Below are 20,273 nucleotides of genomic sequence, written 5' to 3'. Positions count from 1 at the left end.
CGGGTTCGCCCTTATCGGCCAAGTCGCCGGTGAAGATGATCGCCGCGGGCCGTAGCCCGGACTGCGTGAGCTGGTCGAGCAGCTCGCCGAGCAGGCCGTCGGCGTTCACCGCTCCGTAGAGAGAGTTGTCCTCTCCGATGAGATGCGTGTCGCTGATGTGCAGAAGAATGTAATCCGGCCGCGGATGCTCCGCGGCCCTGAGCCTGTGCACCTGAGGTGACAACCCTCTCGTGGTGGGTCGGCCCTCTCGTGGTGGGTCGGCGTTGGAAAGTCAGGGTCAGTATAGCCGCTCGCCCGGCGGCCTCCCGGCCTCTTAGGCGCCTCGTCGTTGCACGATAAGCGCGGCGATCGCGCCGGCCTCGTTGATCGCCAGATGCGCCAGCATCGCCGCGGCGAGGCTGCCGGATCGGTCGGCGAGCCAACCGAATCCCCAGCCCGCGAGTCCGGTGACCAGCACCGTGCCCGCCACCGGCGCACCCGTCGACCGCGCGTCCGGGATATGCGAGAGCCCAAAGGCGGTGGCCTGCAACAATCTTCCGCCGCGCCGGCCTAACGCACGGGAGCCCACAGCGGTCAGTGCGGCGCGGAAGGCGGCCTCCTCCGCCCACACGGTGCCGACGGGGATGCCCACCAGCAACCAACCCGGCACGCAAGCCGGGGTTTCCCGGGCGGCCATCGCCGCGCGCACCCGAGGCACCGCGGTGGTGGCGGCAATGGTGATCGCCGCCGCGACGCCCACCGCCGGTCCCGACCGCAGTCCGGCCCACAGCCGCGGCGGGCGCAGGCCCAGCGGCGCACCGCTCACCAACACCAGCAGCGCACCCACGCCGGCCTGCAGCGTGATCCGCCAAGCCGGGGGCAGCCGTGGGCTGACGAAGCTCCAGCCGACGAGTGCAGCAGCTAACGACCAGGCCGACGACAGGGCCCGCAGTTGGGTCATCCAAAGAAGCGCGGCAGGACCGACTCGGACGTCTCGCGCAGTTCCGCCAGCGAGACCGTGAACAGGCCCTGCACCTCCACCGCGTCCGAGGCCTGGTCGACGACGCCGATGCGCTCCGCGGGGAGCCCGCGCGCCTCGCACATCGAACGGAACCGACTCTCCTCCGTGCGCGGCACGGCCGCCAGCACCCGGCCCGCCGACTCGGAGAACAACATCACGAATGGATCTGCGTCCTCGGGAAGTACGACGCGACAACCTGTTTCACCCGCCAGCGCCGACTCGACAATGGCCTGGGCGAGCCCGCCCTCGGACAGGTCGTGCGCCGCGGACACCAGCCCGTCGCGCGACCCCGCGGTCAGCACCTCGGCCAACAGCTTTTCGCGCGCCAGGTCGACCGCGGGCGGCAGGCCGCCCAGATGATCGGCGGTCACCTGCGCCCATATGGAACCGTCGAACTCATCACGGGTATCACCGAGCAGCATCAGGCTCTCCCCCGGTTCGCACCCGAAAGCCGTGGGGATGCGCCGGCTCACGTCATCGATGACGCCGAGCACGCCGACCACCGGCGTGGGCTGGATCGCCGCCGTCCCGGTTTGGTTGTAGAAGCTCACGTTGCCGCCGGTTACCGGAATCCCAAGCGCCGCAGAGCCATCGGCCAGACCGCGGACCGCCTGCGAGAACTGCCACATCACCGCCGGGTCTTCGGGCGAACCGAAGTTGAGGCAGTTGGTCACCGCGACCGGGGTCGCGCCGGTGACGGCGACGTTGCGGTACGCCTCGGCCAGCGCCAGCTGCGCACCGGCATAGGGATCCAGCACCGTGTAGCGGCCCGACGCGTCGGTGGACACCGCGATGCCGCGGCCGGTCGACTCGTCGACGCGCAGCACGCCGCCGTCGGCGTGCTCGGCCAGCACGGTGTTCCCGCGCACGTAGCGGTCGTACTGCTCGGTGATGAACGCACGGCTGCACAGGTGCGGACTGCCCAGCAGCGCAAGCAAAGTCGCGCGCAGCTCGTCGCCGGTGGCCGGGCGCGGCAGGCTCGTCGAGCGGTCGGCGTTCAGGGCGTCCTGCGATCCGGGCCGCTCGACGGGACGCTGGTACACCGGCCCCTCGTGGGCCACGGTGCGCGGCGGCACGTCGACGACCGTCTCGCCGCGCCAGGTGATGCGCAACCGGTCGCCGTCGGTGACCTCGCCAACGACCGTGGCCAGCACCTCCCACTTGCGACACACCGCCATGAAGGCGTCCACGTTCTGCGGCGCAACCACGGCGCACATGCGCTCTTGGGACTCGCTGCAGAGCACTTCGGCCGGCGTCATTTCCTTGGCCCGCAGCGGCACGGAATCGAGTTGGACCGCCATCCCGCCGTCCCCGGCCGACGCCAATTCGGAAGTGGCGCAAGCCAATCCGGCACCGCCGAGGTCCTGGATGCCGATCACCAGGCCGCCGGCGTACAGCTCCAGGCAACACTCGATGAGCACCTTCTCCATGAACGGGTCGCCCACCTGAACCGACGGCAGCTTCTTGCGCGAATTCTCGGCCCCCCCATCAGCGCTGAAGGTGTCCGACGCCAGCACCGACACCCCGCCGATGCCGTCCAGCCCCGTCCGCGCGCCGAACAGGATGATCTTGTTGCCCGCCCCGGAGGCAAACGCCAAATGCAGGTCCTCCTGGCGCAAAACGCCGACGCACATCGCGTTGACCAACGGGTTTCCCGCGTAGCACGCGTCGAACACGGTCTCGCCGCCGATGTTGGGCAGGCCCAGCGAGTTCCCGTAGCCGCCGATGCCGCGGACCACGCCGTCGACGACGCGGCGCGTGTCCGGTGCGTCGGCCGCGCCGAACCGCAGCTGATCCATCACGGCGACCGGCCGGGCGCCCATGGCCATGATGTCGCGGACGATGCCGCCCACGCCGGTGGCCGCGCCCTGGTAGGGCTCGACGTAGGACGGGTGGTTGTGGGATTCCACCTTGAAGGTGACCGCCCAACCGTTGCCGATGTCGACGACGCCGGCGTTCTCGCCGATGCCGGCCAGCATGCCGGCGCGCATCTCGTCGGTCGTGGTCTCACCGAAATAGCGCAGGTGGACTTTTGAGGACTTGTAGGAACAGTGCTCGCTCCACATCACCGAGTACATTGCCAGCTCGGTGTCGGTCGGCCTGCGGCCCAGGATTTCGCGAATGCGCTGGTACTCGTCGTCTTTGAGGCCCAGCTCGCCGAACGGTTGCGGGTGGTCCGGCGTGGACGCGGCGTGCTCCACGGTGTCGACCGTGTTGGTGCGCGCGCTCGTCCCGGAGACAGTCACGCAGACAGTCTAGGGTCGCGCCGCTGCCGCCGCCGGGAGCCCGCCGCCCACGTTTGCACGCGCGCTCGACGCGGAGCCGCCCACGGTTCGGAAAATAAACGAGAAGGAGGAGGAGGATGACCGCGGAGACTGGAACTATCCGCCGCGCAGCATGTCCGCGCTCTTGGCATCGGCGGGGTAGAACAATTCGACGGCCAATTCGGCGAGGGTGACGTCGAGCGGGGTCCCGAACGTCGTCAGCGTAGTGAACATCGAGAGCCGTCGTCCCCCGCCGACGTCGAGGACCAAGGGGATGAGCAGCGACGCGCTGTCCGGTGCGGCGCCCCGCGCCGTGGCCGCCGCCGCGACCCCGGGGTAGCCGCGCACCTCCTCGTCGAGTGCCATCAGTCCGGTGTCGCCGGTGAGCGCGATCGTGCGCCGCAGCTGATGCAGCAGGTAGCCCGCCCAGTCCGCGAAATTCAGCGTCCGTCCCGCGAGGCCGTCGGGGTGCAGGCACAACCGGTAGACGTTCGCCGGCGGCCCGAGCAACTCGTCGGGTAGCCCGGTGGTCAGCGTGGAGGCTGCGCGGTTGGTCCCCACGATGTTCCAGCACCGGTCGATCACGATGCCCGGGTACGGGTCGTGCGCGTCGAGCAGCCGCTGCACCGCGTCCCGAGCCGGTGACAGCGCGGCATCCTCGAGCGGACGCGATTGGTAGCGCGGTGCAAACCCTGCGGCGAGCAGCAGCGTGTTGCGTTCGCGCAGTGGGATTTCGAGGCCGTCGGCGATGGCGAGCACCATCTCCGGGCTGGGGCGCGAGCGTCCCGTCTCGATGAAGCTCAGATGCCGCGCCGACACGCCGACGCTCAGCGACAGATCGAGCTGACTCACCCGTCGACGCGTCCGCCACTCGCGCAACAAGGCACCCACCGCCGCGTGGCTCACCAGGCAACGGTATCCACGTCCGCGTACCCATGGCGATGACCTCGGAGGTAATTGTGTTGCCGCATGGCGCCGGGACACGCTGGCTGCGACGCGCTCGATCGAAGCGCCCGAACGCAAGGAGGCACCATGACCGACGTCCAATCCGCACCCGCCGGCGCCCGGAAGTTCAGCGCCGAGGTTTTCGCGGCGTATTGGGCCGCGCCGACGATGTCACGCGGCTTCGACATCCTGTCCGACGACATCGTCGGATACTGGCCGGGCGACCCCGAGCCGGTCCGCGGGATCGAGCCATACACTGCGAAGATCGCCGAATTGCTCGAGGCGGCACCGGATTTGACGCTTGAAGTCGTCGACAGCGCCACCGTGCCGGGCGCCGCGCCAGGCGAGGAGCTGGTGTTCTTGCACTACGTTGGCCGCGGCACCGGCCCGGACGGCCCCCTCCGGATCCGCGGGATCGACCGGGTCCGCACGCGCGACGGGATCGTCGTCGAGAACGTCATCCGCTACGACCCGCCCATCCTCGCGGTGGGCTGAGCGCCGAGCTACGGCTACCGGCCGGCTACGCAGAAGACGTTGCCCTCGGGGTCGGCCAGGGTCACCCATCGGAAGGTGTCGCTGAGCTTGCGCCCGCCCACCTCGGTGGCCCCGGCCGCCGTCAGCCGCGTCACCTCGACATCCACGTCGGAGGCGCTGAAGTCGAGGTGCACGCGGTTTTTCCCGGGCGTGGGGTCGGGAACCTTCTGGAACCCGAGCCGTGGCCCGTCCGGCCGCGTCACCGTGACAAATTCGCCCGGGAGCAGTTCCTGGCTGGTACCGCCGAACTGCTGGGCCCACCAGGCGGCCAGCCCGGCGGGGTCGCCGCAGTCGAAGGTGACCATTTCTACGTTTAGCGTCATGCCCGGATCGTAGGTCAGCGGGGCGACAGAAACGCTTGCAGCGCCGCCGAATAGGCGGCCACGTCGTGGGCGCCCATCAATTCCCGCGCGGAGTGCATCGCGAGCTGCGCGGCACCGACGTCGACGGTCGGGATGCCGGTCCTGGCGGACACGAGCGGACCGATCGTCGACCCGCACGGCAGGTCGGCACGGTGCTCGTAGCGCTGCAACGCAACTCCGGCCTGCCGGCAGGCCAGTTCGAATGCCGCCGCGGTCCGTCCGTCGGTGGCGTATCGAAGATTCGGATGGACTTTGAGCACCGGCCCGGCGTTGACCTCGATGAGGTGGCCGGGCTCGTGCCGCTCCGGGTAGTTGGGATGCGTGGCGTGTGCCATGTCCGCCGAAGCGAGCAGGGACGCGGGCTGCCTGCGCAGGAAGTCTTCCCGGGTCCCGCCGGCCGCGAGGACGATCCGCTCCAGCACCGTACTCAGCAGATCGGACTGCGCTCCATGGTCGGACGACGAACCGACCTCCTCGTGGTCGAAGAGCGCCAATACGGGTAGAAAGCCCTGCGGCGCCGCGCCTTCCTCCAGAGCCAACAACGCCTCCAGCCCGGCGTAGCAGCTGGCCAGGTTGTCGAGCCGGGGGGCGCTCAGCAGGTCGCCGTCGGCGCCGATCACCGTCGAGGGGGTCAGGTCGTGCGTCATTAGGTCGGCGGCCAGCACGTCGCCCGGCGCCACCGCGGCTCTGTCGGCGACGTAATCGAGAAACGATTCAGCTGCGCCGCCGACTCCCGAGACCGCGTTGAGGTGTCGCTGCGGGTCCAGGGTCACGGACCGGCGGTCCTCGGCCAAATGGATCGCCAGCTGAGGCACCCGCAGGATCGGCTCGTCGACGCGCACCAGCCGGTGAGCGAGCCCCGTCCCGTCCCGCACGGACAGCCGTCCGCTGATGCCCAGGTCTCGGTCCAGCCACGAGTTGAGCCACGCTCCCCCGTACGGCTCCAGCGCCACCACCCGCCAACCGGCGACCGCGCGGTCCGGATGCTGCTTGACCCGCAGGTTGGGGCTGTCGGTGTGCGCGCCGACAATCCGAAAGGGACCGCCGGGCCCCCCGGAATTCCAGGCGACCAGCGAGCCGGCGCGGACGGTGAAGTAGCGGCCCGGCTGGTCGGGCCACCGATCCGATTCCCCCAGTTCGTCATATCCCGCGCCGACCAGGCGAGCGGCTACCGTCGCACAGGCGTGAAACGGCGACGGCGAGGCATCGATGAATGCGCAGAGGCCTGCGGCGCTGGCCGACATGCCCAACATCATCGCCGATCACGGTTGCACTCGGGCGACGGAGTTCGCGCTGGGCCTCGTCGGGCGGCCACGATAGGGTCGGCAGAGTGCCGCCGGTCCAGCCACAACCCATCCTCGCGCCGTTGACGCCGGCCGCGATCTTTCTGGTCCTCACCATCGACGACGGTGGCGAGGCGACGGTGCACGACGCGTTGCCTGAACTGTCCGGGATGGTGCGCGCGATCGGCTTCCGCGACCCGGCGAAGCGCTTGTCCGCGATCGCCTCTATCGGCTCGGACGCGTGGGACCGATTGTTCGACGGGCCGCGGCCGGCCGAGCTGCATCGGTTCATCGAGCTGATCGGGCCGCGGCACACCGCCCCGGCGACACCGGGGGACCTGCTGTTCCACCTCCGCGCCGAGACCATGGACGTCTGTTTCGAGTTGGCCGGACGCATCCTGAAGTCGATGGCGGGAGCGGTCACCGTCGCCGACGAGGTCCACGGCTTCCGGTTTTTCGACAACCGCGACCTGTTGGGCTTCGTCGACGGCACCGAAAACCCCGACGGCGCACTGGCCGTCAGCGCCACCTCCATCGGCGAGGAGGACCCGGACTTCGCCGGCTCGTGCTATGTGCACGTGCAAAAGTACGTGCACGACATGCCGTCGTGGGAGTCGCTTCCGGTCACCGAGCAGGAACTCGTGATCGGCCGCACCAAGCTGGACGACATCGAACTCGACGACGAGGACAAGCCGACCAACTCACACATTGCCCTCAACGTCATCACCGACGACGACGGCACGGAGCTCAAGATCGTGCGGCACAACATGCCGTTCGGCGAGGTCGGAAAGGGCGAGTACGGAACCTATTTCATCGGCTATTCGCGCACTCCGCGGGTAACGGAACACATGCTGCGAAACATGTTCATCGGCGACCCGCCCGGCAACACCGACCGCATCTTGGACTTCTCGACCGCCGAAACCGGCGGACTTTTCTTTTCGCCCACCGTCGACTTCCTCAATAATCCGCCCGCGCGGCCCGCGCGGCCCGCGACGGCAAGCCCGGTAGCTTCGGATGACGGCTCACTTTCGATCGGCAGCCTGAAAGGAACCCCTCGATGAACAACCTCTACCGCGACCTGGCACCGGTCACCGAAGCCGCCTGGGCGGAAATCGAATTGGAGGCCACCCGGACGTTCAAACGCCATATCGCCGGGCGCCGAGTGGTCGACGTCAGCGAGCCGGGCGGGCCGGTCACCGCGGCGGTCAGCACCGGGCGCCTCACGGAGGTCGAGTCGCCCACCGAGGGGGTGGAGGCTCACCTGCGCGCGAGCAAACCCCTTGTCCGGCTGCGTGTTCCGTTCACGCTCTCGCGTGACGAGATCGACAACGTCGAGCGCGGCGCCAATGACTCCGACTGGGACCCGGTCAAGGCCGCGGCCAAGAAGCTGGCCTTCGTCGAAGACCGTGCCATCTTCGAGGGCTACCCCGCCGCCTCGATCGAGGGCATCCGCGGCTGCAGCTCCAACCCGCCGCTGACGCTGCCCGAGGATCCACGCGACATGCCCGACGCGATCTCGCATGCGCTGACCGGACTCCGGCTGGCCGGTGTCGACGGTCCATATTCGGTGCTGCTGGCGGCCGATGTCTACACGAAGGTCAGCGAAACCACCGAGCACGGATATCCGATCCGCGAGCACCTGAACCGCTTGGTCGACGGCGATATCATCTGGGCGCCGGCCATCGACGGCGCCATCGTGCTGACCACCCGCGGCGGCGACTTTGACCTGCAGCTGGGCACCGACGTCTCGATCGGGTACCTGAGCCACGACGCCGACACCGTGCGGCTTTATCTGCAGGAGACGCTGACGTTTCTGTGCTACACCGCCGAGGCATCGGTGGCGCTCAGCCCGTAGCGTCGGCGCACGCGCTGAAGACTCCGCCGACGGTGCTTGTCTGTACCAGCTTTGAGCAGCGGCCCCGGGTAATCCGCGACCCGCATAAGGTGCCGTCCCGGCTTGACCGCGCGCTCACCCGGATGCTAAGCAAGTGCTCAGCAACTAGGGACGGCGGTCGAGGAGGACACAATGACGGCCACTGCGCTGGTCTTCGACCCGTTCTCGGAGGAGTTCTTCGACGACCCTTACCCGACGTATCGGCGGATGCGGAACGAGGCGCCGGTCTATTACAACGAGGATCACGACTTCTACGCGCTAACCCGCCACGCGGACGTGGCGGCCGCGTTCAAGGACCACGAGACGTATTCGTCGGCGCGCGGGATCGACCTCGCCATGGTCAAGAACGACAACCTCCCGGCGGAGGCCAAGTCGATGATCTTCATGGATCCCCCGGAGCATCGGCGCATGCGCAGCCTGGTCAACAAGGTCTTCACCCCGCGCGCGATCACCGCGTTGACGGACACCGTGACCGAGCTGATCGAGCACCACCTGTCGCGCGTCGATCCCGAACGTTTCGATGTGGTCGCCGACTTCTCGGCGCTGTTTCCCGTCGAAGTGATCAGCACGGTCCTAGGGGTGCCCGCCGAGCACCGCCAGCAGATCCGGCATTGGGTCGACGCGTCACTGCACCGCGAACGCGGCCAGATCGAAATGAACGAAAGCAACTGGGAGGCGGTCACTTCGATCGGGGCGTTCTATTACAACCTGATCCAGGAACGACGCAAACAACCGCAGGACGACATGATCAGCGGCCTGATCGCCGCCGAGGTCGAGCGCGACGACGGCGGCGCCACCCGCCTCGACGACATCGAAATCACCGGATTCGCAACCCTTTTGGGTGGCGCTGGGGCCGAAACCGTCACCAAGCTCGTCGGCAACGCGATCGTGCAGTTCGCCCACCATCCCGACCAATGGCAGAAGCTGATCGACGACCGCTCCAAGGTGCCCGCCGCGATCGAGGAGGTGCTGCGGTACGAGGCGCCCGCCCAGTACAACGTCCGCTGTTCGCGCAAAGACGTTCACCTGCACGGCGTCACCATCCCGGCGGGCAAGCCCGTATTCCTGCTGGGCGGCGCGGCCAACCGCGATCCCGAGGCCTTCACCGACGCAGACAAGTTCGACATCGAGCGCGACCGCACGGAGGCGCAGAACCTCGGCTTCGGATACGGTGTGCACAGTTGCCTGGGGGCCGCACTCGCCCGGATGGAGAGCGCGATCGCCCTGGAGAAGCTGCTCGACTTCATGCCCCGCTACGAGGTGATCTGGGACGGCTGCCGCAGAGTGACCATGCAGAACGTCGCGGGCTGGTCGAACGTTCCGGTGCGAGTGCTGCCCTGACGGGAAGCCGCTCGCTCAGCCGATTCTCATCAACTTCTTGGGCGCCGGCTAGCTCGGCGCCCAGGATACGCAAAGCCGCCGGATCGACCATGGGTCTCATGGCTAGCGAGTCGCGCTGCGCGAAACTCATCGAGCAGTACCTCCGCACGCGCGGTAGTCGGTACTTCCGCGGGGCGCATGACGGCGAGTACTTCTATGTGGCGAAGACCCGTCCCCGACGGTTGTATGTGCACCTCGAGGTCTCCCCCGAGCACCGCCTCCAGGACGGCCCCCGGCTGACGATTCGCGTCGCTCCGGCGTGCTTCTTCCCTGCCGCCGACCGCCCCTGGCTCATCGAGTTCGCCGACGCCTGGAACGAGCGGGACCGGGAGGTCACCGCGATCGTGCACGCCTCGTGCGATCCGCAGCGAATCGGCGTCGTGGCGCGGCGCTCGGAGTCGATCCGGGAAGACGTCTCTTTCGACGACTTCGCATCCTTGGCGGACCGAGCCATTGCGGACGCGATCGACCTGTTCGGACGGTTGGCGCCCGACACCGAGTTGCGCCCGACGGCGCGGCCGTTACTCCGCGCCGCCGGCTGAACTGCTCGGGCCGGGACTATCGGGCCCGGGTTCACCGAATTTGGCTCGGATCGCGCCCCATGGGTCGGCGTAGCGGCCCGGCGAATCCCGGTAGGCGGCGCGGCTTTTGAGAAACCGCCGGGCGGCCGGGGAGATCAACCGCATCGGGTAGCGCCGCCAGCCGGCAGTGGCGCGCATCTCGGCCAGCATGTCCGGCCAGGGGTGCCGCTGGAAACGCAGGGCCCGTTGAGCGTGGGCGGTATCCATCCAGTCGGTCACGTACCAGTCCTGGTCGCTGTCCGGGTCGCCCGGCCGGCCGCCGGACAGAACATCGACCAGTCCGCGAGCGTCGGCCAACGCCTTGCCCACGTCTCCCTGCCGGAGCAGGTGCGACTCGTCGCCGCCGATCATGAACACCTCCCCGCCGACGTCGGCGGTCGTCGCGGCCGCGAACGCCCCCGCGGCATCGCGGACGTCGATGGTGTGGATGCGACCGTCGGTCGGCAACGCGCTCTCGAAGAAGAGGGCGTCGACGCTGAACGGCATGGCCCCGGGATCGACACTCATCACCCCGGCCAAGCGCAAGATCACCCAGTCCAAGCCCGAGGACCGCACGTGCCGTTCGACCTCAGCCTTGTGCGCGCCGTAGAGGTCCGAGGGCTGCACCGGCGCGTCCGCCCGCAACAGGTCGGAGTGCCGGTGCGGATTGCGGGCGCCGTGCACGGCATTGCTCGAGGCCTGGACAAAGCGCACCGGATGCGGGCTCGCGTGCCCGGCGCGCAGCAGGGCGACGGTCGCCTCCACGTTGACGCGACGGGCCATGCCGGGGTGGCGGTAGATCACCGGCGGGATGATGGCGGCCAGGTGGACGATCGCGGTGGGTGAAGTCGCGGCGATCAGACGGTCCACCGCGCTCGCGTCGGTCAGGTCGGCCCAGTACGGCTCGGCGCCGGCCGGCAGCGACCGGGCCGCCTTCCGGTGGGCGCGCGTTCCGAGGTCGGCGGCGACCACGTGGTGCCCGTCGGCAACCAGCCGTCGCACTGTTTGCGAGCCGACCAGCCCGAAACCACCTGTGACAAGAACCTTTTCGGACATCCTGTTCCCGATGCGGCCGTCTGCAGCTAACGGATACGGCATTCTCAAAAAAAGAGAGTACCATATGCAAGGAGCATGACGTTTGAGAGCGCCGTCACATCGGGCACCCCGTAGTGCATGGCACTAATACGACAACGGGGAGCCATGAAAGTTGTCCACACGGCCGACAATCCGGAAACGGTCAAATGGGATCCGGCGTTCACCGAGCGGGTGAGCACCATGATCGGGCCCTGGGTCAGGCGGTGGTATCGCGCCGAGGTGCGCAACCTCCGCAAGCTGCCGGCCAGTGGTGGCGCGTTGGTGGTGTCCAACCACTCAGGCGGCATGCTCACGCCGGACGTGCTGATCTTCACGCCGGCCTTCTACGACCACTTCGGCTACGATCGGCCGCTGTACACCCTGGCGCACTACGGGGTGTTCATCGGCCCGATGGACGGCTGGTTGCGCCGGCTCGGCGTCATCGAGGCGAGTCGCGAAAATGCCTCCGCCGCATTGCATTCCGGAGCTGTCGTGCTGGTGTTTCCGGGCGGCGACTATGACTCCTACCGGCCCACGCTGAGCGCCAACAAAATCGACTTCAACGGCCGAACCGGCTACGTCAGGACCGCCATCGAAGCGGGGGTGCCGATCGTTCCCACGGTATCCGTCGGCGGCCAGGAGACCCAGTTGTTCCTCACCCGGGGGAACTGGGTGGCTCGCAAGCTCGGACTCACCAAGGCGCGGATGGACATCCTGCCGATCAGCTTTGGCGTCCCGTTCGGGCTAAGCATGATCTTCCCGCCCAACCTGCCGCTGCCGGCCAAGATCGTCACCGAGGTGCTCGAGCCGATCGACGTCACCGCCCGCTTCGGCGCGGACGCGGACATCGAGGAGGTCGACGCCCACGTCCGCGCCGTGATGGAATCTGCGCTGAAGCGACTGGGCGGCGAGCGGCGGTGGCCCGTCCTGGGCTGACGATCGGACCGGTGCGGCGGCGCGGCGAGGTGGCTGATGAAGCGACTCAACGGCATGGACGCGATGCTGCTCTACAGCGAAACGCCGAACCTGCACACGCACACGTTGAAGGTGGCAGTCATAGACCCCTCCGCGCTCGGCGGCCAGTTCGGCTTCGACGCCTTCCGCCAGCACGTGCGCCGTCGGCTGCATCTGCTGGAACCGCTGCGCTACAAGCTCGTTGACATTCCGTGGCAACTGCATCATCCAATGTGGCAAGAGAACTGCGAGGTAGACCTGGACTACCACCTGCGCCGGGTGCGGGTGCCCGCGCCCGGTGGCCGTCGAGAGCTCGACGGCGTCATAGGCGAGGTGGCGTCGGTGCCGCTGGACCGCAGCCGCCCGCTGTGGGAGTTTCACTTCGCCGAGGGGCTCTCCGGGGGGCGGTTCGCGTTGATCGGGAAGATTCATCACGCGCTGGCCGACGGCGTCGCGTCGGTCAACCTGCTCGCGCGCGCGATGGATCTCAAGGACGCTACCGCCGACGAACGCGAATCCGACGTCGGCACCGCACCTTCGACCAGTGACCTGGTGCGTGCCGCCGCACGCGACCACGCCCGGCAGGTCGCCGAACTGCCGGCGCTGATCCGCGACGCGGCGGTCGGGTTGACGCGGATGCGCCGCCGGACCAGGGAACGTGGGGCCAACCCCGACCTTGCCGAAGCCTTCGACGCGCCGCCAACCTTTCTCAACCACGTCGTGTCCCCCCGGCGGCGCTTCGCCAGCGCGGCGCTGCCGCTGACCGACGTCAAGGCAACTGCTAAGGCGCTGGGTATCACCGTGAACGACCTGGTGCTGACGATGGCTGCGGGCGGGATCCGGGCGTTGTTGTTGGCCTATGACGGCGCCGCCGACCGGCCGATCATCGCTTCGGTGCCCACCGCAACGGACAGGTCCGACCGGATCACCGGTAATGAGATCAGCGGCATGTCCGTCTCGCTCCCCGTTCACATCGCCGATCCGATCGAGCGGGCGCGGCTGGTCGCGCTAGCGACCCGAATCGCCAAGGAAGACAATGAAATCCTCGGGCCGCGGCTGTACGGGCGGATGATGGCCTATCTGCCGACCGCGGTAGCCCCGGCCGCCTTCCGCTGGCTGGCCCGCCGCGAGGCGCCGAACAAGATAATGAACGTCGCGGTGTCCAGCGTTGTCGGGCCGCGCGAGCGAGGCCACTTCGGCGGCGCGGCGGTCACCGAAATCTATTCGACCGGAGTGCTCTCACCGGGAGCCCCGGTCAACATCACCGTGTGGAGCTACGTCGACCAGCTCGGGGTCGCCGTACTCACCGACGACGAGACTTTCGACGATCCGCACGAAGCGACCGACGCGCTGGCCGCTGCGTTCGACGAATTGCGAAGTGCGGCAGGGCGCTCGGCTCAGGCGGCCAGCACGCTGTCCAGCACCGAATAGAACATGCCCAGGCCGTCGTCGGACGGACCCGTCAGCGCTTCGATGGCGTGCTCGGGATGCGGCATCAGCCCGACGACACGACCGTCGGCGGAACTGACGCCGGCGATGTCGCGCAGCGAGCCGTTGGGGTTGTCGTGGTAGCGGAACACCACCCGGCCCTCGGCCTCCAATTCGTCGAGCACCTCGGCGGGCGCCACATAGCGGCCCTCGCCGGACTTCAGCGGAACCAGCACGTCCGCGTCGGGCTCGAAGCGTGACGTCCACATCGTCGAGGTGGATGCCACCCGAAGCCACAGATCGCGGCAGACGAAGTGCAGACCCGCGTTACGGGTCAGCGCCCCGGGCAGCAGCCCTGCCTCGCAAAGAACCTGAAATCCGTTGCAAATACCCAAAACCGGCAGCCCGCCGCCCGCGGCGCGCACCACCTCCGTCATCACCGGGGCGAATCGGGCGATGGCCCCGGCCCGAAGGTAGTCACCGTAGGAGAAACCGCCCGGCACCACCACGGCGTCGACCCCCTTCAGGTCGGCATCGGCATGCCACAGGGCGACGGCCTCGGCGCCCACCCGCCGCGCCGCGCGGGCGGCGTCCACGTCGTCGAGCGTGCCGGGGAAGGTGATCACGCCGATCCGCGCCGTCACAGGGCCTCCCGGCTTATGGTCCAGTCCTCAATCACGGTGTTCGCCAACAACGATTCCGCTATCTCGGCGAGCGTGGAGTCGTCGACCGTGTCATCGACCTCCAGCTCGAACCTCTTCCCCTGCCGCACGTCCGAGATTCCCGGATGGCCGAGTCGGCCCAGCGCGCCGACGATCGCCTGACCCTGGGGGTCCAGAATCTCCGCTTTGGGCATCACGTGAACGACCACCCGAGCCACCGGCGCTCCTCTCAGGTCTCAACCGGCGCCAACTCTACCGGCGCCCCGGGGTTAAGACGAAGGACGCCACGGAGTTGAGCACGGGGTCCGCCTCGTCGGGCCATAATCGTAGGCATGCAACTGACGCATTTCGGCCATTCCTGTCTGCTCGCCGAGTTCGACCGCACGCGGCTGCTCTTCGACCCCGGTACCTTCGCGCACGGTTTCGAGGGAATCGCCGGTCTGAGCGCCATCCTGATCACCCATCAGCACCCGGACCACGTCGATATCGAGCGGCTGCCGTCGCTGCTCGAAGCCAATCCGGATGCCACGCTGTACGCCGACCCGCAGACCACCGATCAGCTGGGCGCACCGTGCCGGGCGGTGCACGTGGGCGACGAGCTGCGGATCGGCGAGCTGACCATTCGGGCCGTCGGCGGCCGCCACGCCGTCATCCACCCGGAAATCCCTGTGATAGAGAACATTTCGTACCTCGTCGGCGACGGAGGCCACGCCGCCAGGTTCATGCATCCCGGGGATGCGCTGTTCGTGCCCGACGAGCCGGTGGACGTCTTGGCCGCTCCAGCGGCGGCTCCCTGGATGAAGATCGCCGAGGCCGTCGACTACCTGCGCGCGGTGGCGCCGGCACGCGCGGTGCCCATCCACCAGGGGATCATCGCCAAGGATGCACGGGGCATCTACTACGGCCGGCTCACCGAGTTGACCAGCACCGACTTCCAGGTACTGCCCGAGGAGAGCGCGGTCACCTTCTAGCGCGAGCAGACGCAAAATCGCATTGTTCGGCCTCGAATGATGCGATTTTGCGTCTGCTCGCCATTACGAAATATCGTCGGCGGCCCCGCGGCCCGCGGCGCGCCCAGAGAAGATGCAGCCCCCGAGGAAGGTGCCCTCCAACGCCCGGTAACCGTGTACGCCGCCGCCACCGAACCCGGCCGCCTCACCGGCCGCATACAGGCCGGTGAGCGGGGTGCCGTCCGCCTTGAGCGCCCGGCCTTGGAGGTCGGTCTCGATGCCGCCCAACGTCTTTCGGGTCAGGATGTGCAGCTTGACCGCGATCATCGGCCCGGCCTTCGGATCGGTCAGCCGGTGCGGCACCACCACGCGGCCGAGCCGGTCGCCCACATAGCTTCGGGCGGCCCTAATTGCGGTGAGTTGACCATCCTTGCTGAACCTGTTGGCCAGCTCCCGATCGCGGGCGGTGACCTCGGCCTCCACCGTGGCATAGTCCAGCGGCTCGACGTCCGGGAGCTTGTTCATGGCGGTCACCAACTCCCGCAATGAGTTCGCGGTGACGAAGTCCACTCCGCGGTCGATGAACGCCTGCACCGGTCCGGGCGGGCCCGACCGCAGCCGGGAGCGCAGCAGCTCGGGCACGCTGCGGCCGGTCAGATCCGGATTCTGCTCTTGCCCCGAGAGCGCGAACTCCTTCTCAATGATCTTGGCGTTCAGGATGAACCAGGTGTAATCGTGACCGGATCTGGTGATGTGCTCCAGCGTGCCCAACGTGTCGAACCCGGGGTACAGCGGGACCGGCAACCGCTTGCCGGCCGCGTCCAGCCACAGCGATGACGGACCGGGAATGATCCGGATTCCATGCAGCGGCCAGATCGGGTCGTAATTCGTGATGCCCTCGGTGTAATGCCACATCCGGTCGGGATTGATCACTCGGGCGCCGGCTTTTTGAGAGATCTCGATCATCCTGCCGTCGACATGCGCGGGCACACCGCTGAGTAATTGCGCGGGGACTCTGCCCATCCGCTCGGGCCAGTTCTTTCGCACCAGATCGTGGTTACCGCCGATGCCGCCGCTGGACACGATCACTGCAGCAGCATGAAACTCGAACTCGCTGAGAGCCTTTCGTGATGACGGCACACCCCGCGGTGCGGCGGAGGGCTCCAGCAGGCTGCCCCGCACGCCCGTGACGGCGCCACCCTGCACGATCAACTCGTCGACTCGATGACGATGCGCGAACCGCACGGTTGAGCGGTCGCGCAACTGCCGCGCGAATATCTCGACCAGGGCCGGTCCAGTGCCCCAGGTGATGTGAAAACGGGGCACCGAGTTGCCGTGCCCCTGTGCGTCGTAGCCGCCACGCTCGGCCCACCCCACGAGCGGAAAGATCTTGAGGCCGCGGGCACGCAGCCAGCTGTGCTTCTCGCCCGCCGCGAAATCGACGTACGCGTGCGCCCATTGGCGCGGCCAGTAATCCTCGGGTCGATCGAAGGCCGCGGTTCCGAGCCAATCCTGCAGCGCGAGTTCGTGGCTGTCTCGGATGCCCAGGCGCCGCTGCTCCGGGCTGTCGACGAAAAACAGCCCGCCGAACGACCAGAAGGCCTGCCCGCCCAAGTTGGCGCTGTTCTCCTGGTCGAGGATCAGCACCCGCAAGCCGCGCTCCACCAGTTCGCAGGCGGCCACCAGGCCCGACAGCCCCGCGCCGACGATGATCACGTCGGCGGTGAATCCCGCGGGTAAGCAATCTCCCATGGGGGAACAGGGTAGTGCCCCCGGTCGGCCGGCCGTTCAGACGTCAGGCTGCGTCCATAATCGCCTTGTCGCGCTCCCACCGGTACACCGTCGGTGTGCAACCGTGCATCAAAGCCAGGTCGACGGCGTCCAGCATCGCCTGTAGCGGGCCCGGCTTCCGCAGCTGACGGGCGGCCACCGCGACCCGCACGACGCCGCCGCGGCGGGCGATCCGCTCGGCGGACAGCACCACCATGCGGCACCACCACGGCTCCGTCAGGAAGCCTTCGCCGATGCCCAGCACGCGGGCACGAACCGTGGTGTGCCGGACGAGGTCGGTGACCCCATGAAGATCGGCCAGCAGCCGAAAGCCGTTCTGCGGCAGGGCCTTGACGACCCCCGGTGAGACCACCCAGCCCGGCGCGGCGAACAGCCGGGTCCGCAACCCGAGGTGCTCGAGCACGCGGTCGGCGGCCGTCAGCCGCAAGTTCGCCTCGTGTGCACGCAAGATCGCGAACTCGCCGCGACGCTTCTTGGTCGCCGGGTCGTCGTAGCCGTGTAGGACGATCGCGTCACCGCCGGTCCGTCGGGCGGTGAGCCACGCGACGGTGTTCCGATCGCGGTCGAGGCGGTAGTCGCCGGACAGCCGCGGTGCCACCAGCAACGACACCGGCACCTTGCGGGCATCCATCTGCGCGCAGAAGGCTTCGACGTCGGCCAGGGTGCGTTCGCCGATCCCCGAGACCGAGACGATCAGCTTTCCAGGCAAACGCGTTCCAGACACACCCGCAGTTTGCCGATCGCAGGTGTCCGGACAGTGAAGGACACGCAGACAGCAGGCGTATATCGGCGTCTGCCAGGGCGTCGGCGAGCCATCCCCGGCGGCGCGGTCAGCACACGCGCCCAAGCGTGTTTAGCTGCGCTTCGTACCGTCCGCTCGGGGCGGCCATGCTGGTTCGGCGCCGCCGAGCCCGCGGCCGCCCAGCAAACGCGGACCGCGCCTCGAACGGCGGTCGGCTCGATATGCTGGACAGCGTCATGGAAAAGGTTCGCTCGGCCGCGCCCGACCCCCCGCCGGCCATCGCCCCCAGTCAGCTGCCGCCTGCCCATGTCTATCCCGACCGGCTGGACGCCCCCCTGCTGAAGATCTCGGGCGTGTGCATCCTGGCCACGGTGATGGCGATCCTGGACGTCACCGTCGTCAGCGTGGCGCAACGCACCTTCATCGACCAATTCGGTTCGACGCAGGCGGTTGTCGGCTGGACGATGACCGGCTACTCGCTGGCGTTGGCGACGGTGATTCCGGTGACCGGTTGGGCGGCCGACCGGTTCGGCACCAAACGGCTGTTCATGGGATCGGTGGCGGCGTTCACAGCGGGCTCGCTGTTGTGCGCGTTGGCGTCAAACATACTGCAGCTTATAGTATTCCGCGTCGTACAGGGCGTCGGCGGCGGCATGCTCCTGCCCCTGACGTTCATGATCTTGACCCGAGAGGCGGGCCCCGCGCGGCTGGGCCGGCTGATGTCGCTTTTGAGCATCCCCATGTTGCTCGCCCCCATCGGCGGACCCATCCTGGGCGGCTGGCTCATCGGCAAGGCCGATTGGAGATGGATCTTCCTGATCAACCTGCCGATCGGCCTGGCCACGATCGTCCTCGCGGCAATCGTGTTCGCGAGAGATCATCCCGCGCGTTCGGAGACATTCGATGTCGTTGGCGTGTTGCTGCTCTCCCCCGGCCTGGCCACGTTCCTGTTCGGGGTGTCGTCGATCCCCGCCCGGGGGACGGTGGCCGATCGCCACGTCGTGCTGCCGGCCACGGTCGGCCTGGCGTTGATCGGCGCGTTCGTGGTGCACGCGTGGCATCGAGCCGATCACCCGCTGATCGATCTGCGGCTGTTCAAGAACCGCGTGCTCACCCAGGCCAACGTGACGATGGTGGTGTTCGCGGTCGCGTTTTTCGGCAGCTGCCTGTTGCTGCCGAGCTACTTCCAGCAGGTGCTGCACAAGACCCCGATGCAGGCCGGGGTGCACATGATTCCCCAGGGACTCGGCGCCATGCTGACCATGCGGCTGACCGGACCGCTGGTCGACAGGCAGGGACCGGGCAAGATCGTGTTGGTCGGCATCGCGTTGATCACGGCCGGCCTGGGCATGTTCACCCTGGGTGTGGCCCGGCAGGCGGCGTACCTGCCGACCCTGCTGGTGGGGCTGGCGATCATGGGCCTGGGCATGGGCTGCACGATGATGCCGCTGTCCGTCGCGTCGGTGCAGGCACTGGCCCCGCACCAGATCGCCCGCGGTACCACGCTGATCAGCGTCAGCCAGCAGGTGGGCGGCTCGATCGGAACCGCACTGATGTCGATGGTGCTGACCAACCAGTTCAATCACAGCGAAAACATCTCCGCGGCAAACAAACTGGCCGCGCTGCAGCAGAAGGCCGCGGGCACCGGGGCGCCCGCGGCGCAGTCCGCGTTGCCCGCGCGGACGCTGGCGCCGGACTTCTGGAGCAATGTCGTGCGCGACCTTTCACACGCATACACGGCGGTGTTCGTGATCGCCGTCGTCCTGGTGGTGTCCACCATCGTCCCGGCGGCATTTCTGCCGAAGAAGCCCGCGAGCGATACGGTGCCGCGCAGCGACTGACTTCGGCTCAAGCCTCGAACAGCATCGTCGCGATCCGCGCCGCGGTCTCCATCGGATCGTCCTGCCGTACCTGGTCGCTGACGGCGTCGTTGAGCCACAGCATCGAAAACCCGTGCACCAGTGACCATGCCGCCAGCCGAGCGCCCGTCGGGTCGGCGCGCGCATGGGGATCGCGCAAGGTCGCGACGCCGCGCGAGAGTTCGGCCGCCGCGGCCGCCTCCGCGGCGGCCAGTTCGGCGTCCGCGGGGTCGAGCAGCGTTTTGTTGAACATCACCTGGTAGTGGCCGGGATGCTCGATGGCAAACCGGACGTAGGCCAGAGCCGCCGCGGTGAAGTCGCCGCGAGCCTCGATCAGCGCATCGGCCAGGAGTCGAAATCCTTGGGCGGCCAGCGCCGTGAACAGTCCTCGCCGATCGGCGAAGTGGTGAGCGGGCGCCGCGTGTGACACGCCCGCGGTACGGGCCAGCTCGCGCAGCGAGACTCCGTCCGCCCCGCGCGCCGCCACCAGCCGGGCCGCCTCGGACAGGATCACCGCGCGCAGGTCGCCGTGGTGGTAATTGGTGCGGTGCATGACGCCAGCATACCCAGTGAACTTGACAGTGACTAGAT

At 68.2% G+C, this 20,273-nt stretch carries 20 protein-coding genes and 1 pseudogene; 9 read left to right on the top strand and 12 right to left on the bottom strand.

Going from position 1 to position 20,273, the window contains the following annotated elements:
• The 4 genes and pseudogenes from JO059_RS20975 to JO059_RS20960 form a co-directional block, all read right to left on the bottom strand.
• Positions 1 to 211, bottom strand: a pseudogene (locus tag JO059_RS20975) (phosphodiesterase); the annotation flags it as partial.
• A gap of 102 nt (positions 212 to 313) precedes the next feature.
• Positions 314 to 940 (bottom strand): CPBP family intramembrane glutamic endopeptidase, encoded by a 627-nt coding sequence (locus JO059_RS20970; protein WP_293322307.1) that lies wholly within the window; start codon positions 938 to 940, stop codon positions 314 to 316.
• Complete coding sequence (gene purL / locus JO059_RS20965; RefSeq protein ID WP_293322305.1) at positions 937 to 3,246, bottom strand: phosphoribosylformylglycinamidine synthase subunit PurL; 2,310 nt, start codon at positions 3,244 to 3,246, stop codon at positions 937 to 939. The genes JO059_RS20970 and purL overlap by 4 nt, the downstream gene beginning before the upstream one ends.
• Before the next feature lie 135 nt (positions 3,247 to 3,381).
• Positions 3,382 to 4,170, bottom strand: a complete 789-nt coding sequence (locus JO059_RS20960) for a helix-turn-helix transcriptional regulator (RefSeq protein WP_293322303.1) — start codon at positions 4,168 to 4,170, stop codon at positions 3,382 to 3,384.
• Positions 4,171 to 4,296: 126 nt separating this feature from the next.
• On the opposite strand from JO059_RS20960, the gene JO059_RS20955 reads away from it, so the two are divergent.
• Positions 4,297 to 4,704 carry a nuclear transport factor 2 family protein gene (locus JO059_RS20955; RefSeq protein WP_293322301.1) on the top strand — a complete coding sequence of 136 codons (408 nt, stop codon included), beginning with the start codon at positions 4,297 to 4,299 and terminating at the stop codon, positions 4,702 to 4,704.
• Positions 4,705 to 4,718: 14 nt separating this feature from the next.
• On the opposite strand, the gene JO059_RS20950 is transcribed toward JO059_RS20955, so the two are convergent.
• On the bottom strand, positions 4,719 to 5,066 hold the full coding sequence (locus tag JO059_RS20950) for a VOC family protein (RefSeq protein ID WP_293322299.1): 348 nt from the start codon (positions 5,064 to 5,066) through the stop codon (positions 4,719 to 4,721).
• Positions 5,067 to 5,080: 14 nt separating this feature from the next.
• Positions 5,081 to 6,349 carry a M18 family aminopeptidase gene (locus JO059_RS20945; RefSeq protein WP_293322297.1) on the bottom strand — a complete coding sequence of 423 codons (1,269 nt, stop codon included), beginning with the start codon at positions 6,347 to 6,349 and terminating at the stop codon, positions 5,081 to 5,083.
• Between the two features lie 86 nt (positions 6,350 to 6,435).
• Here JO059_RS20945 and JO059_RS20940 point away from each other — a divergent pair, with 86 nt between their 5' ends.
• The 4 genes from JO059_RS20940 to JO059_RS20925 all read left to right on the top strand — a co-directional run bounded on the left by JO059_RS20940 (position 6,436) and on the right by JO059_RS20925 (position 10,204).
• Entirely contained in the window at positions 6,436 to 7,449 is a 1,014-nt protein-coding gene (locus JO059_RS20940; protein WP_293322294.1) for a Dyp-type peroxidase, read from the top strand.
• On the top strand, positions 7,446 to 8,243 hold the full coding sequence (locus tag JO059_RS20935; protein ID WP_293322291.1) for a family 1 encapsulin nanocompartment shell protein: 798 nt from the start codon (positions 7,446 to 7,448) through the stop codon (positions 8,241 to 8,243). Before JO059_RS20940 ends, JO059_RS20935 begins: the two co-directional genes overlap by 4 nt.
• A 171-nt stretch (positions 8,244 to 8,414) precedes the next feature.
• Entirely contained in the window at positions 8,415 to 9,623 is a 1,209-nt protein-coding gene (locus tag JO059_RS20930; RefSeq protein ID WP_293322289.1) for a cytochrome P450, read from the top strand.
• Positions 9,624 to 9,721: 98 nt separating this feature from the next.
• Positions 9,722 to 10,204 carry a hypothetical protein gene (locus JO059_RS20925; RefSeq protein ID WP_293322286.1) on the top strand — a complete coding sequence of 161 codons (483 nt, stop codon included), beginning with the start codon at positions 9,722 to 9,724 and terminating at the stop codon, positions 10,202 to 10,204.
• On the opposite strand, the gene JO059_RS20920 is transcribed toward JO059_RS20925, so the two are convergent.
• Complete coding sequence (locus JO059_RS20920) at positions 10,184 to 11,278, bottom strand: NAD(P)-dependent oxidoreductase (protein WP_293322284.1); 1,095 nt, start codon at positions 11,276 to 11,278, stop codon at positions 10,184 to 10,186. The genes JO059_RS20925 and JO059_RS20920 overlap by 21 nt on opposite strands.
• Positions 11,279 to 11,422: 144 nt before the next feature.
• Between JO059_RS20920 and JO059_RS20915 the strand changes: the two genes are divergently transcribed.
• On the top strand, positions 11,423 to 12,232 hold the full coding sequence (locus JO059_RS20915) for a lysophospholipid acyltransferase family protein (RefSeq protein WP_293322282.1): 810 nt from the start codon (positions 11,423 to 11,425) through the stop codon (positions 12,230 to 12,232).
• Positions 12,233 to 12,268: 36 nt separating this feature from the next.
• Positions 12,269 to 13,681 carry a wax ester/triacylglycerol synthase family O-acyltransferase gene (locus tag JO059_RS20910; RefSeq protein ID WP_293322280.1) on the top strand — a complete coding sequence of 471 codons (1,413 nt, stop codon included), beginning with the start codon at positions 12,269 to 12,271 and terminating at the stop codon, positions 13,679 to 13,681.
• Here JO059_RS20910 and purQ read toward each other — a convergent pair.
• Complete coding sequence (gene purQ, locus JO059_RS20905; protein ID WP_293322278.1) at positions 13,648 to 14,322, bottom strand: phosphoribosylformylglycinamidine synthase subunit PurQ; 675 nt, start codon at positions 14,320 to 14,322, stop codon at positions 13,648 to 13,650. The two genes, JO059_RS20910 and purQ, sit on opposite strands and share 34 nt — an antisense overlap.
• Positions 14,319 to 14,558 (bottom strand): phosphoribosylformylglycinamidine synthase subunit PurS, encoded by a 240-nt coding sequence (gene purS, locus JO059_RS20900; protein ID WP_293322276.1) that lies wholly within the window; start codon positions 14,556 to 14,558, stop codon positions 14,319 to 14,321. The genes purQ and purS overlap by 4 nt, the downstream gene beginning before the upstream one ends.
• A gap of 114 nt (positions 14,559 to 14,672) precedes the next feature.
• Between purS and JO059_RS20895 the strand changes: the two genes are divergently transcribed.
• The gene (locus JO059_RS20895) at positions 14,673 to 15,311 is read left to right on the top strand and encodes an MBL fold metallo-hydrolase (protein ID WP_293322274.1); all 639 of its coding nucleotides are present in this window, start codon (positions 14,673 to 14,675) and stop codon (positions 15,309 to 15,311) included.
• Positions 15,312 to 15,374: 63 nt separating this feature from the next.
• On the opposite strand, the gene JO059_RS20890 is transcribed toward JO059_RS20895, so the two are convergent.
• Both JO059_RS20890 and JO059_RS20885 read right to left on the bottom strand, forming a co-directional pair.
• On the bottom strand, positions 15,375 to 17,042 hold the full coding sequence (locus JO059_RS20890; RefSeq protein WP_293322272.1) for an FAD-binding dehydrogenase: 1,668 nt from the start codon (positions 17,040 to 17,042) through the stop codon (positions 15,375 to 15,377).
• 43 nt (positions 17,043 to 17,085) lie between these two features.
• Positions 17,086 to 17,790, bottom strand: a complete 705-nt coding sequence (locus JO059_RS20885; RefSeq protein WP_293322313.1) for a DUF2334 domain-containing protein — start codon at positions 17,788 to 17,790, stop codon at positions 17,086 to 17,088.
• Between the two features lie 254 nt (positions 17,791 to 18,044).
• Here JO059_RS20885 and JO059_RS20880 point away from each other — a divergent pair, with 254 nt between their 5' ends.
• On the top strand, positions 18,045 to 19,664 hold the full coding sequence (locus tag JO059_RS20880) for a DHA2 family efflux MFS transporter permease subunit (RefSeq protein WP_293322269.1): 1,620 nt from the start codon (positions 18,045 to 18,047) through the stop codon (positions 19,662 to 19,664).
• Between the two features lie 7 nt (positions 19,665 to 19,671).
• Here JO059_RS20880 and JO059_RS20875 read toward each other — a convergent pair whose 3' ends face one another.
• Positions 19,672 to 20,235, bottom strand: a complete 564-nt coding sequence (locus JO059_RS20875) for a TetR/AcrR family transcriptional regulator (protein ID WP_293322267.1) — start codon at positions 20,233 to 20,235, stop codon at positions 19,672 to 19,674.
• Between the last annotated feature and the right edge of the window lie 38 nt (positions 20,236 to 20,273).

This window comes from Mycobacterium sp. (genome assembly GCF_019247615.1).
Taxonomy (GTDB): domain Bacteria; phylum Actinomycetota; class Actinomycetes; order Mycobacteriales; family Mycobacteriaceae; genus Mycobacterium.
Note: the sequence above shows the minus strand (reverse complement) of the source record. Positions and strands in the feature narration are given on the sequence as shown.